General features: G+C 70.4%; 11 protein-coding genes and 2 pseudogenes. 6 read left to right on the top strand and 7 right to left on the bottom strand.

The window, feature by feature from the left end; translation table 11 throughout:
- Positions 1-534: 534 nt before the first annotated feature.
- A pseudogene (locus E4N62_RS49705) lies at positions 535-2,013 on the bottom strand (glycine betaine ABC transporter substrate-binding protein); the annotation flags it as partial.
- 79 nt (positions 2,014-2,092) lie between these two features.
- On the opposite strand from E4N62_RS49705, the gene E4N62_RS27525 reads away from it, so the two are divergent.
- From E4N62_RS27525 to E4N62_RS27515, 3 genes are all read left to right on the top strand, one after another.
- Positions 2,093-3,022, top strand: coding sequence for a 5'-3' exonuclease (locus E4N62_RS27525; RefSeq protein WP_230220217.1), 930 nt, complete (start codon positions 2,093-2,095; stop codon positions 3,020-3,022).
- 172 nt (positions 3,023-3,194) lie between these two features.
- Positions 3,195-4,040, top strand: coding sequence for a siderophore-interacting protein (locus E4N62_RS27520; RefSeq protein WP_230219013.1), 846 nt, complete (start codon positions 3,195-3,197; stop codon positions 4,038-4,040).
- Positions 3,941-4,579 (top strand): serine hydrolase, encoded by a 639-nt coding sequence (locus tag E4N62_RS27515; RefSeq protein WP_308185957.1) that lies wholly within the window; start codon positions 3,941-3,943, stop codon positions 4,577-4,579. Before E4N62_RS27520 ends, E4N62_RS27515 begins: the two co-directional genes overlap by 100 nt.
- Here the strand turns inward: E4N62_RS27515 and E4N62_RS27510 are convergent.
- Positions 4,566-5,426: an N-formylglutamate amidohydrolase gene (locus tag E4N62_RS27510; protein ID WP_230219011.1), complete on the bottom strand. Its 861-nt coding sequence runs from the start codon at positions 5,424-5,426 to the stop codon at positions 4,566-4,568. The genes E4N62_RS27515 and E4N62_RS27510 overlap by 14 nt on opposite strands.
- A 368-nt stretch (positions 5,427-5,794) precedes the next feature.
- On the opposite strand from E4N62_RS27510, the pseudogene E4N62_RS49700 reads away from it, so the two are divergent.
- From E4N62_RS49700 to E4N62_RS27490, 3 genes and pseudogenes are all read left to right on the top strand, one after another.
- Positions 5,795-7,400: pseudogene (locus E4N62_RS49700) on the top strand (amino acid permease); the annotation flags it as partial.
- An 841-nt stretch (positions 7,401-8,241) separates the two neighbouring features.
- The gene (locus E4N62_RS27495) at positions 8,242-9,153 is read left to right on the top strand and encodes a hypothetical protein (RefSeq protein ID WP_230219009.1); all 912 of its coding nucleotides are present in this window, start codon (positions 8,242-8,244) and stop codon (positions 9,151-9,153) included.
- Positions 9,154-9,231: 78 nt separating this feature from the next.
- Positions 9,232-10,197 (top strand): RluA family pseudouridine synthase, encoded by a 966-nt coding sequence (locus tag E4N62_RS27490; RefSeq protein ID WP_230219007.1) that lies wholly within the window; start codon positions 9,232-9,234, stop codon positions 10,195-10,197.
- Between the two features lie 8 nt (positions 10,198-10,205).
- Here the strand turns inward: E4N62_RS27490 and E4N62_RS27485 are convergent, their stop codons facing one another.
- From E4N62_RS27485 to E4N62_RS27465, 5 genes are all read right to left on the bottom strand, one after another.
- The gene (locus tag E4N62_RS27485) at positions 10,206-11,672 is read right to left on the bottom strand and encodes a cytochrome P450 (protein ID WP_230219005.1); all 1,467 of its coding nucleotides are present in this window, start codon (positions 11,670-11,672) and stop codon (positions 10,206-10,208) included.
- Between the two features lie 97 nt (positions 11,673-11,769).
- The gene (locus tag E4N62_RS27480) at positions 11,770-12,408 is read right to left on the bottom strand and encodes an ATP/GTP-binding protein (RefSeq protein WP_184896161.1); all 639 of its coding nucleotides are present in this window, start codon (positions 12,406-12,408) and stop codon (positions 11,770-11,772) included.
- Positions 12,389-12,829 carry a DUF742 domain-containing protein gene (locus E4N62_RS27475; protein WP_184896159.1) on the bottom strand — a complete coding sequence of 147 codons (441 nt, stop codon included), beginning with the start codon at positions 12,827-12,829 and terminating at the stop codon, positions 12,389-12,391. Before E4N62_RS27475 ends, E4N62_RS27480 begins: the two co-directional genes overlap by 20 nt.
- Positions 12,826-13,233: a roadblock/LC7 domain-containing protein gene (locus E4N62_RS27470; protein WP_033531682.1), complete on the bottom strand. Its 408-nt coding sequence runs from the start codon at positions 13,231-13,233 to the stop codon at positions 12,826-12,828. Before E4N62_RS27470 ends, E4N62_RS27475 begins: the two co-directional genes overlap by 4 nt.
- Entirely contained in the window at positions 13,230-14,888 is a 1,659-nt protein-coding gene (locus tag E4N62_RS27465) for an ATP-binding protein (RefSeq protein ID WP_230219003.1), read from the bottom strand. The genes E4N62_RS27470 and E4N62_RS27465 overlap by 4 nt, the downstream gene beginning before the upstream one ends.
- Positions 14,889-15,067: the final 179 nt, after the last annotated feature.

The raw sequence follows: 15,067 nt of genomic DNA, 5'->3' as shown, positions 1-15,067 counted from the left end.
CCGGCACTCACCGGGCACGCTTCTCCTGATGAGTTCTCTGCACCCTACGCATGTTCGGCAAACCGTTTCACGCGCCCGTCACATCCCTGTGAACCGGCAGGGGGTCCATGCTCACACTTCTCGCCAGCCGCGCCACCCTTCCACCTCCCCTCCCCCGGCCTCCTCGTGCCGTACGAGGCACGGAGAGGCCGCCCCGGCGAACGCGCGGTGTGACGTGGCCCGTACACCCCGTCACCGGAAGTCCCCTTGCGGGTCCGCCGCCCACGACACCCCTCCCGCGCAGCCAGGACGCCGTCCCGGGCGCCTCCACGGGACCACCCGCCCGGCCATGAAGTCATGCACGGCGAAAGAGAGTTGAAGAACCGAGAGCGGCCCGCCCCACCGGCCCGGCGGGCTGCCGGGCCGGTGGATGCGGACCGCCTCAGGGTTGTCCGGATCTTTACTCGTACGCCAGTACGCGACTCCCCTCATCCGTTCGGGAAGTCGCGCCCGACCGCCTCACTCCGCCGCTTCACACGGCCGTCTCGTCGACGATCACTGCACGGGGGCCATCTCGTCGACGATCCCCGGATGCGCGTCGATCCACTTCTCGACACCCTCGTCCTCCTGACTCCGTCTCGGGGTCGGCGAGCCGAGTGAGGTCGTACTTGTCGTACGCCCAGTGCGGCGACCAGAGCACGACGGCGATCGGCTCCTTCTTCGCGTAGGCGCGGTCCAGTTCGGCGAGCATCGAACTCGTCCCGGCCTTGGTGAGCTTGAAGTCCGACAGCCCGTACGCGGGCATGACGGTGTTCTCCAGCCGGACCATCCGCCCCGTGCCGGGTTCGATGCCGACGATCCGCCCCTGGAACTCGTCCTTGTGCGCCCGCAGGTCGTCCATGGTGCGCACGCCCTTCACGTACGACGGGACGGCGATCTCCAGCGACGTCCTGTCGTACCAGGCGCCGAGGTCGACGAGTTCGTTCTTGCACTTGTCCCAGTACGACTTCTGCGCGACCGGCAGCCAGGCGTCGAACTCGACGTCGACCTGACCGGTGGACAGGCCCGTGAACAGCGGGCCGATGTCGGGCTTGGTCTTCTTCGGCCGGTAGCCGCGCTTCTCCAGGACGTTCTCCCAGAGATGGGTGACGGCGATGGCCTCGTCCCACGCCGGGTAGCCGATGACCGGCGCGGCACCGGCCTGCCTGCCCTGCTCGTAGCGGGACTCTGCGACCGGGGCCAGCTTCTCGACGATCCCGGGGTTCTTCTTCAGCCAGACCCTGACACCGTCCTCCCGGTGCCCCTTTCCGGCGTCCTGGACGGCGCCTTCGAGGGAGGTGAGCCGGTCGTCGGCGAGCTTGAAGTCCTTGAGCCACCGGGCGACCCGGGGCTCGTCCTTCGCGAATCCCTTCCGCCCGAGCGTGTGGATCCCGTCGCCCGCGCCGAAGGCACCCTCGGGGGTCCTCCAGCTTGGTCAGGTCGGCCTTGTCGTACGCCCAGTGCGGCGACCACAGCGTGACCGCGATGGGTTCCTTCTTCTGGTAGGCACGGTCCAACTGGGCCGGCATCGCGGAGGTGTTGGACGTCGAGGGACTTCACGCCCTTGACGAAGGAGGGGACGGCGATCTCCAGCGAGGTCTCGCCGTCCCAGCTGCCGTAGTCCTCCAGCCGGTCCTTGTACTTCGCCCAGTACGAGGCGTGCGTGGCCGGCAGCCAGGAGTTGGTCTGGAAGTCGACGCTGCCCTGGGCCTGGCCGTCGTAGAGGGCACCGACCTCCAGCGACCTGGTCTCCGGGGCGAAGCCGCGCCGCTGGAGGATCTCCTTCCAGAAGTAGGTGGAGGCGACGCCCTCGGGCCAGTCGATGGAGCCCATGCCGATCGGGCGTCCCTGGCCGACGTTCGTGGTGACCTCGGTGGTGTCGTCCGACCTGTCGAAGACGTTCAGGCCGCCGGCGACCAGCGCGAGCACGACCACACCGACCATCGCGACCGGGGTGGCCGGCTTCCAGCGCAGGAAACGCAGACCGCCGAGGGCCCGGGATCGGGGTCGGCGCGCTGTCGCGTCGGGGCCGTCGGCTGTCGCGCGAGGCCGTGTGTCTGTGGCGTACGGCATGATGCGGGGCGTGACCCGACGCCTGATGCTCCTCGACACCGCCTCGCTGTACTTCCGCGCCTACTTCGGGGTGCCGGAATCCGTGAAGGCCCCGGACGGCACCCCGGTGAACGCCGTGCGCGGGCTCCTCGAATTCATCGACCGGCTGGTCAAGGACCATCGGCCGACGGACCTGGTGGCCTGCATGGACGCCGACTGGCGGCCGCAGTGGCGAGTCGACCTCATCCCCTCCTACAAGGCGCACCGCGTCGCCGAGGAGCACGAGGCCGGACCGGACGAGGAGGAGGTGCCGGACACCCTCTCGCCGCAGGTGCCGGTCATCGAGGCGGTGCTGGACGCGCTCGGCATCGCGCGCGTGGGCGTCGCCGGGTACGAGGCGGACGACGTGATCGGCACCTTCACGGCCCGGGCGAAGGACCCGGTCGACATCGTCACCGGCGACCGCGACCTGTACCAGCTGGTCGACGACGAGCGCGAGGTACGGGTGCTCTATCCGCTGAAGGGCGTGGGCACGCTGCAGCTCACCGACGAGGCGTGGCTGCGCGAGAAGTACGGGGTGGTCGGGCGCGGGTACGCGGACCTGGCCCTGTTGCGCGGCGACCCGAGCGACGGTCTGCCCGGCGTGCCGGGCATCGGCGAGAAGACGGCGGCGAAGCTGCTCGACCAGTTCGGCGACCTGGCCGGGATCATGGCCGCGGTCGACGACCCGGCGGCGAAACTGACCCCGTCGCAGCGCAAGAGGCTCGACGAGGCGCGGGCCTATGTCGCGGTCGCGCCCAAGGTGGTCCTGGTGGCGGCCGACGTACCCTTGCCGGACGTCGACACGGCACTGCCGCGCGAACCGCGGGATCCGGCGGCGTTGGAGGCGCTCGCGGCGCGCTGGGGGCTCGGCGGATCGTTGCAGAGGCTCCTGGCCACGCTCGGAACATGAGAAGCGCGCCTCGGAGGGGGCGTACGCCGGAGGGCGGGGCGACACTTCTGTAGTGAGGGCTCTGAGGCGCGATTCACATCGCGAAGTCCTCGTACACGCTCCGAGCATGGGGTGTTCATCAGGGGGAGATGGTAACTTAGGTAAGCCTTAGCTAGGTATTTGGGAGGCCGTCATGGCAGAGCGTCCGGAACGCAGGACCCCGAAGCCCCACACCGCGCGAGTCGTCCGCACCGAGCGGCTCACTCCGCATATGCAGCGCGTCGTACTCGGTGGCGACGGCCTCGCCGAGTTCTCCCTGCGCGGCAGCACCGATCATTACGTGAAACTCCTGTTCGGCCCCGAGGGTGTGACCTACCCGGAGCCCTTCGACATCGAGCGGATCCGCGCGGAGCTCCCCCGGGACCAGTGGCCGGTGACCCGGACGTACACCGTGCGCGCCTGGGACCCCGAACTGCGCGAGCTGACCCTCGACTTCGTGCTGCACGGCGACGAGGGCATCGCCGGTCCGTGGGCCACCCGTGTCCAGCCGGGCGAGCTGATCCGTTTCCTGGGCCCCGGCGGCGCGTACGCGCCCAACCCGGAGGCCGACTGGCACCTCCTCGTCGGTGACGAGTCCGCCCTGCCGGCGATCGGCGCCTCGCTGGAGGCCCTTCCCGACGGTGCCCGCGCGCACGCGATCGTCGAGGTCGCCGGCGCCGAGGAGGAGCAGAAGATCAACTCCGATGTGGAGGTGGTCTGGCTGCACCGCGGCGACCGTCCCGTGGGCGCGGCCCTCGTCGAGGCCGTACGCGCGCTGGAGTTCCCCGAGGGCCGGCTGCACGCCTTCGTCCACGGCGAGGCCGGCTTCGTCAAGGAACTGCGCCGGCTGCTCCGCGTCGAACTGGCCGTTCCCCGCGAGGACTTGTCCGTCTCCGGCTACTGGCGCCTCGGCCACGACGAGGACGGCTGGCAGGCCTCGAAGAAGGAGTGGAACGCCCGCGTGGAGGCCGAACAGGAGAGCCCGCCCGCGTCGGTGTGACCCCCACGGCCCGCCGCCCCGACCGCGCGCCCTGCCCTGGCCGGCGGGGGTGCGGCTTCTTCCCAGGACAAAGCCCCGGGGAGGTGAGGTACGTCCGGGACGCCGATGCCCAGGCCCCGGCGGGCGGTGCCGGTTCCTCGGCCCTCGACCTCGCACGCCGGCTGCGGCTCCAGCTCGCGAACGGCGAGCTGGACGGCGACCGTGTCATCGCCACCGCCCCCTCGAACGCACCCACCTCCCCCGGAGCGTCTCCCAGCCACCGCCCGCGCCGACGGGCCGCACCGGCTTCCACGGCCTCGGCCGGAACGTCGCCTGCCGACGACCTCGGCCGCCTCCGGCTGAGCCACACCGGCGCGTTCGCCCTCGGCGCCCACACCAACGCCACGATGCTCCCTGGCGAACGGCTCGGCATCGTCGTCCTCACCAACGGCTCCCCCGTCGGCCTCGCGGACGCCGTGGCCCTGAGAACGGCCGGGGCGACCTCGGTGACGATCGAGGCGTTCGACGCGGACGGGCTGCGGCCTCTCAGACGTCCGTGAGCCGGTCCGGGAGCAGGTCAGGGAGAAGGCCGGGGAGAAGGTCCACCAGCCGCGCCAGCGCCTCCGCGAGCGTCACCACCCCCGGGCCCGGCGCCCCGCCCGGCTCGGCCATGTAGACGTCCCGGCGGATCTCGATCATCAGGGCGCTCACCCTCGGGTCCCGCCCGTAGTACTGCAACGGGACGTACGCGCCCCCGAACGGGCTGTCGACGCCCGTCCCACCGAACCCGCTGAACGCCTCCTCTGCGGCGGCGAGCAGGCCGGCCGGCGTATGGAAGGGGTCGGTGCCCAGGCAGACGGGCGGCCGGGGACCGTCGCCGTGCAGCTCGTAGGGCAGGCGCTCGCTCGGGTACGAGTGGACGTCGACGACCACCGCCCGCCCCACGGCTTCCAGCCGGTCGGTGACGGCTTCGGTCATGGCGTCGGCGTACGGACGGAAGTAGCCGTCGACGAGCGACCTCCCACTCCCGTCGAGGGGCAGACCGTCGCGGTCGGCCGGACGCAGCACCTCGCCGTGCGTGGTCCGTGTGTACACGGCGCCCATGCCCACGGCCAGCATCTCCTCCCGCTCGTCCGGGAACCGCTCGGGGTCGACCACGAGCCGGGACAACTGGTTCACGAACCGCCACGGGCGCAGGGCCGACCGCCCGGCGGCCGACTCGGCGATGCGGTCCGTGTACGCGTCGGTGATGTGGTCCAACTCCCGGGCCAGAGCGGCGTCGTCGAGCACGATCCCGCTCCGTACGGCGGCCGGGATCACGCGCGAACCGTGCGGCACGTGGAGCAGCACGGGCGACTCGGGAGCGCCCCGGTGGAGCAGGTGGGAGGGCGTCGACGCGTCGTTCATCCGGAGGCTCCTCACCGTGGCGGTCGCGGCGGGGCCGGCTGCCCGCAGCCGCTCAGCATAGAAGCGACACTCCACCGACCCCACCACACCCACCCACCCCGACGTGCTCCACGACCACACCTCTCCGTCGTGCCTTGTCCCGGGCACCCACCCCGGCCTTGGTCGTGAGGATTTGGGCTCGCCCCGGACACGGTCGCGTGACGCGCGCGACACAGGCCTCCCTAATTTCTGTCGCCCGACAGGAATGCGCGCCTCTCGTGCGCCAGAGCTCGCGTCCCCCCGGGCGCGAAGGCTCGCGCCGCTTGTTGCGAAAGCAGGTTGCCGCCATGACGAGCACCGCCCCCGAACTCCGTCCGGAGTCGCCCCACTCCCCCGACGACCGCTCCCTGACCGAGTTCGGCTACCGCCAGGAACTGCACCGCAGCCTGAGCAGATACGCCTCGTTCGCCGCCGGTTTCTCCTTCATCTCGGTCCTCACGACCGTCTTCCAGTTCTTCGCCTTCGGATACGCGTTCGGCGGCCCGGTGTTCTTCTGGACCTGGCCGGCGGTCCTCGTCGGCCAGTTGCTGGTGGCCGCCTGCTTCGCGGAACTCGCGGCGCGCTACCCGATATCGGGCTCGATCTACCAGTGGTCCTCGCGCCTGTCCAACCGGACCTTCGGCTGGTTCGCCGGCTGGATCATGGTGATCGGACAGATCGTGGTGGTCGCGGCGGCCGCGCTCGCGCTCCAGATGGTGCTGCCGGCGATCTGGTCGGGCTTCCAGCTCGTGGGCGGCGACCCGACACCCACGTCGTCGACGGGCGCGGCGAACGCGGCCGTCCTGGGCGTGTTCCTGCTGGTCCTCACGACGACAGTGAACGTCCTCGACAACCGGGTGCTGTCCGTGGTCAACCGGGTGGGCGTGACCGCCGAGATCATCGGCGCGATCCTGCTCATCGTCCTGCTGCTCACCCACTCCGAGCGCACCCCCGGCATCACGTTCCACACGGCCGAGGGCAGCACCGATCTGCTGGGAGCCCTGCTGGTGGGCTCGTTCATGGCGGCGTACGTGATGATCGGCTTCGACAGCGCGGGCGAAATGAGCGAGGAGACGCACAACCCCCGCCGCACCGCGCCCCGCACGATCCTCACGGCGCTAGGGCGTGTTTCGGAAGTCCCTTCTGCTCTGCGACGCCCGGCACGCTCCCCCAGTCTCGGCTGGCGCTCGACCGGGAGGTACCCCCACCGCCGCACCGGACGCCGCAGAGCCGCCCTTCGGGCGACGAAGGGACTTCCGAAACACGCCCTAGCGCGGCCGGTCTGCTCGGCGGTCTGCTCGCCGCGCCGAGCCTGACCGACGGCAGGCTCGGCGCGGACGGCCTGAGCTATGTGCTGACCAGCAGCCTCGGTGACGGTGTGGGCCGCCTCCTGCTCGCCGACGTGGTGGTGGCGATCATCGTGGCCACGCTCGCGATCCAGACGTCGGCCTGCCGCATGCTCTTCTCGATGGCCCGCGACGGCCGGCTCCCCTTCGCCGCACGGCTCGCCGAGGTCAACCCGCGCACCGGCATGCCCACCGCCCCCGCCGTGGTCGTCGGTGTCCTCGCCGCCGCCCTGCTGCTCCTCAACTTCGCCTCGCCGGAGGCGTTCCTGGCCATCGGCACGACCTGCATCGTGATGCTGTACCTGGCGTACGCGATGGTCACCGGCCCGCTCCTGATCCGTCGGCTGAAGGGCACGTTCCCCACCGCCGGCACCGACGAGACCGGCAAGCCCCTCTTCTCCCTGGGTCGCTGGGGCGTCCCCGTCAACGCCCTCGCCCTCCTCTACGGCCTCTTCATGACCGTCAACCTGGCCTGGCCCCGAGCGGAGGTCTACGACCGGCCGGCGGCCACTGGTGGTTCCAGTGGTTCACGGTCCTGTTCCTCCTGGCCACGATGGCCGCGGGCACCGCATACCACCTCCTCCACAAGCACCGCACGCGCTCCAGTTGACGCTCGTCCCGCTGCGCACCTTCACCCCGTCCCGCCTCGGCACCGCACCGTCCGCCCGCCCGGCACACAGGCCCGGCACAGACGGCGCGCAGGGCAGGGCGGGGCCGAGCGCCGCTCCATGCGCCGGGGTCGTACGCCCTTTCGGTCGCCCTGAAGTCATCGCATGGTGCGAAGTGGTGGCCTGTCAGGGCGGGTTGCCACCGCACCAGAGGGCCGGCATGAGGGAGCGCCCGACGGTGTGTCATACACCTTTCGCGGGAGAGTGGCCTGTCTTCACATCTCCCGCCCTGAATTCAAGCCAAACGATTGACAAATCACCATAGGGCTTCCCCGCTCGCGTCTCGGAACGGTCCGCCGAGGTTGACGCGGGACAACGTGGAGCGGATGGTGGTTTGGAAGGTCAATTCCCCGGAGAGCGTCCAGAGGAAGGCGGGGCGATTCACGGCCTGGTCACCGACGGCTCGGTCACGGCGATGGTGATCACGGATCTTCTGCACCGTCCGGATGTCACCTCGAAGGTCACGGCCGAGACAGCGCCCGGCACGCAGGCAGCCAGGCCACGTTCGACCGGTTCCGCCTGCACGACCAGCAAGCCCGGTTCGTACGCGGGTCGGCGGCGCCGCCGTCGCAGCGTAGGGAGCACAGCGCGTCATTCATGGACCTGGTGGCGGCATGTACGCCGTCGACCAGGACAGAGGGCGGTGCAGAGGCACGTCGTCACAGACAGGAGGCAGCCGTGGCGGACACCTTCCAGATACCCTCGTTCTACATGCCGTTCCCGGCCAGTGTGAACCCCCACTTGGAAGAGACCCGTCCACGCGTTCGCGCGTGGGCGCACTCCATGGGATTACTCGAACCGCAGCACACCGATTCGCATCACGGCGGGTGGAGTGCCGAGGTCTTCGACCGGGCGGACTTCACCCGTTTCACCGCACTGACCTATCCGCACGCGTCGGCCCGTGAGCTGGAACTGCTGTCCTGCTGGCACAGTGTGATCTGGTGCCTCGACGACATCTTCCTGCCCTGGTGCGAGGCTCTCGGCAAGCGGGAGCAGATCCTCGACCACATCGAGCGCCTGATGTCCTTCCTGCCGGTGACGGCAGACTTCCCGGCCTCGGGCCCGGCTGCGAAGGAGCCGCTGGAACGCGCGCTGGCCGATCTGTGGCAGCGCACGGCCCCCGCGGCATCCCTCTCGTGGCAGTTCCTGTACACCAGGTCGGTCCGACAGTTCCTGGAAGCCTCGCTGTGGGAGACGGAGAACCTCACCCGCCCTCGGTTCCCCGACCTCATCGAGCAGACGGAGATGCGCCGTGACTACGGCGCGGCCGGGTGCAGCGCCCTGCTGATGGAGCACTCGCTCGGCTGGGAGATCACCGAGGACATCCGCGCGACCCGCCCCTTCTCCGTACTGATCAACGCGTTCCGCGACACCGTCGACCTGCACAACGACATCGTGTCCTACCCCAAGGAGGTGCGCGAAGGTGTCGCCAGGAACAACATCGTGCGCGTCACCCAGGAACTGCACGGCGTCCCCCTCCACGAGGCGGTCTCCCTCGTCAACCGCATCCTGACGGGGCGGGTCAGGACTCTGGAGGAGACGGTCAGGTCCGACCTTCCGCAGGCCCTGCACGACCTGCGTACGAACCAGCACACCCAACGCGCCGTCCTCCGCCATGCCCGGGCCATCCAGGGCTGGGCCGCGGGCTCCTACCACTGGCACGAGGACACCGATCGCTACCGGTGCGCCGCCTGACGCCATCGGCCGAAGGCCCGCCCGGAAGGGGGACCGGACCGCACCGGCGCGTCCGGTCCCCTCGTACGCTTGACCGTGATGAGACGCAGACGTCCGGTCCCCCCTTCCCCGCTGCCGCAGCGCGACGGCATCGATCCGGTGCGGGTCAGGCTGCCGCAGGGGACGGCGTGGGCGACCGTGCGTGATCACCTGGTGGAGCGGCTTGCGGCCGGGCCCGGCGTGATCGACGGCATGCTGGACGCGGGAGTGATCGTGGACGCCGACGGGCGGCCCGTGCCGCGTGACACGGCGTATGTGCCGGGCATGTACGTGTGGTTCCACCGGGACCTGCCCTGCGAGGTGCCGGTGCCGTTCGCGCTGGACGTCGTGTACCGCGACGAGCACGTGGTCGTGGTCGACAAGCCGCACTTCCTGGCCACGACACCTCGCGGCAGCCATGTCACCGAGACCGCGCTCGCCCGGCTCCGCCGTGAGCTGGGGCTGCCCGCGCTGAGCGCCGCCCACCGGCTGGACCGGCTCACCGCCGGGCTGGTGCTGTTCACCGTACGCCCCGAGGAACGCGGCGCCTACCAGTCGCTGTTCCGCGACCGCCTCGTGGCCAAGGAGTACGAGGCCGTCGCCCCGTACGACCCGGAGCTCGCCCTTCCCCGCACCGTGCGCAGCCGGATCGTGAAGGAGCGCGGGGTCATGGCGGCCCGAGAGGTCGAGGGTGAACCCAACGCCGTCAGCGGGGTGGAGTTGCTGCGGCACCGGGACGACGGCCTGGCCCTCTATCGGCTCACGCCCCGCACCGGGCAGACGCATCAACTGCGGGTGCACATGGCCGCAGTGGGCGTGCCGATCCTCGGTGACCCGCTGTACCCGGACGTACGGGACCCCGTGCCGGCCGACGACTTCAGTCGCCCGCTGCAACTGCTGGCGCGGGTGCTGGAGTTCACCGATCCGGTCACGGGGCGCGAGCACCGGTTCATGAGCGGCCGGGTGCTTCAGGCGTGGGCGTCGTACGAGGAGTGGGCGGGCACACCGTACGACGCCCGGGCCTGAAGGTGTGGCTATCGGCCGCTCAGCCACAGCAGCACGCGGCGCAGGAGCCCGGGACGGGCCGGCTGTTCGGCTGTCGCCGGCGCCGCCTGCGCGGTCCCGGAGGCGGGGCACCCGGGCGGCGGGCTCGCCACAGTGGCCTTCTGGCCCTCGCTCTGGGCCGGCACCGGACGGCCGAGGGGCCGCGGCTCCAAGACCTCCTTCTCCTTCGGCTCGAAGCGCACCGGAAGCCGGACGAGATGCCGGGTCGAGATCGAGGCCCGCCACCGCAGCTCGTGCTCCTCGCAGTTGAGCTGGATGTCCGGAAGACGCGCCAGCAGGGCGTCGACACCGACGTCGGCGATGGCTCGGCCCGTGTCCTGGCCCGGGCACTCGTGCGGACCGCCGCCGAAGGCGAGGTGGGAGCGGTTGCCCTGCATGTTGGCGGTGAGATCGGGCCGTACCCGCGGGTCGACGTTGCCCGGTGCGATACCGAAGAGCAGACCGTCACCCTTGCGGATCCGCTGACCGCCCAACTCCGTGTCCTGCTTGGCGAAGTAGGCGAGCTGGGTGCTGAACGGGGGCTCGTCCCACAGGGACTGCTCGACCGCCTCGGGCACCGTCATCTGGCCGCCCTTGAGCTGGGCGCGGAACCCGGGGTTGGTGAGGACCACCCGCAGCACGTTGGCGAGGAGGTTGGTGGTGGCCTCGTACGCGGCGATGAGCACGACGCGCAGGTGCTGGCTCACCTCCTCGTCGTTGAGCTTCGCCGGGTGGTTGATCAGGTGGCTGGTGAAGTCCTCCTGGGGGTGGGCCCTGCGGCGGGCGGTGAGCCCCATCAGGGCTTCCATGATGTAGGCGTTGCTGGCGATGGCCGTCTCGGTGCCCTTGAGCATGTCGCGGGCCGCGTGCACCAGCCGTTCGTTGTACTCCTCGGGCATGCCGAGGATCTCGCACATCACCGCCATCGGCAGGTGCTCGGCGAACTGGCTGACGAGGTCCGCCTCGCCCTCCTCGCAGAACTCGTTGACGAGCTGCTGGGTGTAGCGGTTGATGCTGCGGCGGATGCCCCGGAAGTTGATGGTCGACATGGCGCCGGTGACCGCGCCGCGCAGCCGCAGGTGCTCGTCACCCTCGGCGTGGCAGCAGATGGGCTGCCACGCGATGTGCGGCATCAGCGGGTTGTCGGGCTTGAACGTGCCGTCCTGGAGCTTGTTCCACAGCCGGGTGTCCCGGGAGTACTGCGACGGCGTGCTCACCATGTGCAGGTTCTCGCCGTGCCCCAGCACCACCCAGATGGGTACGTCGTCGTGGAGCAGGGCGGGGGCCACCGAGCCGTGTTCCGCGCGGAGCTTCTCGTACACGGCTCCCAGGTCCTCCGCCTCGGGGCCGTACAGGCGGCGGAGCCCGCCGGGGCCCGTGCCGTGGGCGGGGCAACCGGAAGGCGGTCCGAGTGTGGGGTCGTCCGTGCCGGTCAGGGACTTTGATTCAGGCGTCACGGTGCTCGCTCCGAACTGAGGTGGATCCGGTGTCTGAAGGTGAGGGAATTACGGGGAGGGCGACGGGAAGCGCCCGGCGCGCGCGGGCGCGCGCCGGTCAGGCCGTGGCCGCTCCCGGTGCCGCCGCCCCCGACATCGCCAGGGAGTGCAGGAAGGTCATGAGGGTCATCAGGACGTCCCGGCTGGACGCCCGGCGGCGTACGTCGCAGCGGATGATCGGGATCTCCTCGGCCAGGTCGAGGGCCTGACGCAGCTCCTCGATGGCGTAGCGGGGCGCGTCCGGGAAGTCGTTGACGGCGACGACGAAGGGCACACCACGCTCCTCCAGGCGGCCCATGACGTCGAAGCTGACCTCCAGCCGACGGGTGTCGACCAGGACGACCGCCCCGAGGGCGCCCTCGAACAGGCCGTTCCACAGGAACCAGAAGCGCTCCTGTCCGGGGGTGCCGAACAGATAGAGCACCAGCTCGTCCGTGATGCTGATGCGGCCGAAGTCCATGGCCACGGTGGTGGCCGTCTTGGACTTGGAGCCGAAGTTGTCGTCGACCCCGATGCCGGCCTGGGTCATGGTCTCCTCGGTCGTCAGCGGCCTGATCTCGCTGACGGACCCCACCATGGTCGTCTTGCCGACGCCGAAACCGCCCACGATCACGATCTTCGCCGCGGCCTGAGCGGTGTGCGGCAGGTGGTCCTCGGTCCGTGGACCCGTGATGGTGTCAGAGCTTTTGAAGTCCATGCATCACCGCTTCGAGGAGGGAACGGTCCGCCCGCGCCTGCCGGACGACCGGTGCGCGTGCCTGAACCAGTTCGGCCGTCAGCAGCTCGGTGAGCAGGACGGTCACCACGCTGATCGGCAGGTTGAGATAGGCCGAGATCTCGGCCACGGACAGGGGGGCCTGGCAGATCCGGAGCAACGCCGACTGCTCCGGAGCGGCGGACGGCGGCGGATCGGCGCGCGCCACGATTAATGTGACGAGGTCGATCGGGGCTCGCTCGCCCTCCGCCCCGGTGAGGATGTAGAGCCGCTCGGGCGGGCGGCCGCCCGACTCACCTGCGGGCTCCTCGCCCTCCGCGTGCGCGGAGGACGAGGACGGCAGGGGAGGCGGAGGCGAGGGCTCGTGCCTGGGTTGGCGCCGTCGGCGTTGCGGAGGCGTCATACGGTCTGCCCGTTCCGCCGCGGCGGACTGGTGAGGTGGGAGCCGATCCGGTCGACGAGGTCGCGCATGCGGTTGCTCATCAGGCCGGGTTCGGCGACCTCGTTGGCGAGGACGGCGAGGTAGGCGTTGGCTCCGGCGGCCATCATGTAGAAGTAGCCGCCGTTGATCTCGATGATGACCATCCGCATGTGGCCGTCGCTCTGGGGGATCTCACCGGCCACGGCGCCGGCCAGGCTCTGCAGTCCCGCGCAGGCGGCGGCGACCCGGTCGGCGGCGTCCGGGTCACCGCCGTGGCGGGCGATCCGAAGACCGTCGGCGGAGAGCACGACGATCTGTTGGATACCGGGTACGCCGTCGGCCAGATCCTTCAGCAGCCAGTCGAAATTGGCTCGTTGCTGGATCACTTGAGGTCCCCCTCGTCGTCGGCCTCGGTGCGGGCCGGCTCGGTGTTCGCGGTGAGAGCGTCGTTGCTCGCGGTGGATGCGGTGGACGCCGTCGGGTCGTCCGGGTTCCGTCGGGCGTTCGGGTCGGGGTCGCCCTTGAGCCCGGCCATGAACGCCTCGACCCACATGCCGGGCGGCGGCAGTTCCTTCTCCGGCTCGGGCTCGGGCTGCCACACGGGGGCGGCGGCCATGGCGGCCTCGGCGGCGGCCTCCGCGGCGGCGGCCTCGGCGTAGCGCTGGCTGAGCGGGATCTTGCTGCGGCTGCGGCGCTGCGGCAGGCCGTTGGCGGTCCACTCGGTGACGACGGGAACGTCGTCCTCCATGTCCCGGCTCATCTCCTCCGCGGAGCTCGGGATCCGCGGGCCGGTGGTCGGGCGGCGGCGCTTGGGCTTGCGGTCCGGGCCCGGCACGCCACCGTTGTCGATGGTCGTCACGGCGCCGGCGCCGATGCCGTGCGCGAGGCCGGGGGCGGGTTCGTCGGTCAGCAGGTCGCGGGGCACGATGATCACGGCGCGGACGCCGCCGTAGGCGGAGGGCCGCAGCGAGACGTGCATCTTGTACATGGTCGACAGACGGCCCACGACGGCGAGGCCGAGGCGCGGGGTGTCGCCCATCTCCTGGATGTCCATGCCCTGCTGGGCCTTGGCGAGCATGTCCTCGACCTTGGCCCGGCTCTCCTCGCTGAGGCTGATGCCGCCGTCCTCGATCTCGATGGCGATGCCGGTCTGTACCTCCACGGCGGTGACGTGCACCTTGGTGTGGGGCGGCGAGTAGCGGGTGGCGTTGTCGAGGAGTTCGGCGCAGGCGTGGATGACCGGTTCGACACCGACGCCGTTGACGTTGACCTTGGCGATCGATTCGAGCTCGATGCGGCGGTACTCCAGGATGCGGGACATGGCGCCGCGCAGCACGCTGTAGAGCGGCACGGGCCGGGTCCACACGCGGCCGGGGCGGCTGCCGCCGAGGACGGCGATGGAGTCGGCGAGGCGGCCGATCAGGGCGGTGCCGTGGTCGATGCGCAGCAGGTCGTCGAAGACCTCGGGGTTGCGCCCGTGGTCCTCCTCCATCTCGCGGAGTTCGTTGTTCTGCTGGTGCACGATCGCCTGGACGCGGCGGGCGATGTTGACGAACGACCGCTGCGAGGAGTCGCGCAGTGCTTCCTCGCGGTCGACGATGGTGAGGAGGATGCGCAGCAATTCTCGCTGGGATTCCGGAAGTTCGCGCCACTCGGCGTCACCGTCGACGACGTGACGAATCACCTCTGAGGGGGATTCTCCGGTGCGCAGCCGGTACAGCGCGGCGGGCAGGATCTCCTTGCCCAGCCGGATGAATTCCTCGTCGTGGGCGGCGATCCGCTGTTCGAGGAAGGTGGTCCGGCGCTGCTGTTCGGCGCGTAGTTCCCGGACCGTACGACGGCCGCCGCGGACCGCGACGACGGCGACCGTGAGCAGCAGGAGCGCCGCGACGGCTCCGCACAAACCGACGGCGAGGCGGGCCGGACCCGTCACCAGGAAGACGGTGGTCCCGGTCGCTGCGGCCATCAGTATCGCCGGTAGCGGCAGCACGCGCGCGTAGGGAAGTTCACGGCCACCGGGAGGCGATTGAACACTCACCATGTATGCCCTCTAAAGACGGTTCGGCTGAAGGTCGGGGGACTTGCGGGGAGTTGCTGGAGCTTGCTCTGGTTCGTCTGCGAATCAAACTGCGTCTTCGGTATTTTTTGGAACAAGCGCCCGAATACATCTCAACTCGGTGCGCTGCGGGCGAGCTTAGTCCGACCGGATCATCGCTGTGT

Source organism: Streptomyces sp. MNU76, from assembly GCF_020982545.1.
Classification (GTDB): Bacteria; Actinomycetota; Actinomycetes; order Streptomycetales; family Streptomycetaceae; genus Streptomyces.
This window is presented reverse-complemented; position numbering and strand designations above follow the sequence as displayed.

Coding starts and splice junctions, on each gene's coding strand:
- E4N62_RS27480 (WP_184896161.1), bottom strand. CDS start 12,408: ATGGACTTCAAAAGCTCTGACACCATCACGGGTCCACGGACCGAGGAC.
- E4N62_RS27520 (WP_230219013.1), top strand. CDS start 3,195: ATGGCAGAGCGTCCGGAACGCAGGACCCCGAAGCCCCACACCGCGCGA.
- E4N62_RS27525 (WP_230220217.1), top strand. CDS start 2,093: ATGCGGGGCGTGACCCGACGCCTGATGCTCCTCGACACCGCCTCGCTG.
- E4N62_RS27490 (WP_230219007.1), top strand. CDS start 9,232: ATGAGACGCAGACGTCCGGTCCCCCCTTCCCCGCTGCCGCAGCGCGAC.
- E4N62_RS27475 (WP_184896159.1), bottom strand. CDS start 12,829: ATGACGCCTCCGCAACGCCGACGGCGCCAACCCAGGCACGAGCCCTCG.
- E4N62_RS27495 (WP_230219009.1), top strand. CDS start 8,242: ATGGGATTACTCGAACCGCAGCACACCGATTCGCATCACGGCGGGTGG.
- E4N62_RS27465 (WP_230219003.1), bottom strand. CDS start 14,888: ATGGTGAGTGTTCAATCGCCTCCCGGTGGCCGTGAACTTCCCTACGCG.
- E4N62_RS27510 (WP_230219011.1), bottom strand. CDS start 5,426: ATGAACGACGCGTCGACGCCCTCCCACCTGCTCCACCGGGGCGCTCCC.